Genomic DNA, 595 nt, shown 5'->3' with positions numbered 1-595 from the left:
ATATGACATCGTTTGGGCCCTGGTACAACGGAACCGACGGCAATATCGATGAATTTATTAATTCGGCAAAGCGACTGCTTGAACTGGATGCCGATACCTATATAACGGGACATCAAAAAGGGATTTTTACCCGCCGGGAGTTTGTGGGCGCCATGGAAAAGTATCTGGCGGTGATTGACAAACGAGATGAACTAGTCGAGAAATATGTTCGCCAGGGGCTAAGCTTTGAGGAGCTGACCAGCCTGGGAATCTTTTATCCAAAGAAAGCCCTTCAGCGGCCGATAATGAAAACCTGGGAACGAAGCGGCATCCGGAAGCATTTGCACAGGCTGGGATTAAGCGTGCAGGAAGAGGGTGGAGTGCTTTTGAAAGCGAAATAAGAATATGATAAGGTGCAGGAACTCCCGTGTCGTGGAGATGCGGGGTTTTTGTTTGTGGGAAAGGGCGGTTGTAGTGAGGTAGTGTGGTTCTGTCGTGAGTGCGCTGAACTTTGTCGTAAGAAGGTGGAACTTCGTCGTAAGGCCCGAGGTTTTTGCAGTAAAAGCAGGTGGAGGCCCATCATTTGCAGTAAAGCGCAGCATGTTTGTCGTAAGTG

The 595-nt window shown here is 49.1% G+C and carries 1 pseudogene; it reads left to right on the top strand.

The features are described 5' to 3' along the window. Window positions 1–380: pseudogene (locus tag ADU22_RS19725) on the top strand (MBL fold metallo-hydrolase); the annotation flags it as partial. Between the last annotated feature and the right edge of the window lie 215 nt (window positions 381–595).

The organism is Bacillus sp. FJAT-27251 (assembly GCF_001273925.1).
Classification (GTDB): Bacteria; Bacillota; Bacilli; order Bacillales; family Cytobacillaceae; genus Mesobacillus_B.
This window is presented reverse-complemented; position numbering and strand designations above follow the sequence as displayed.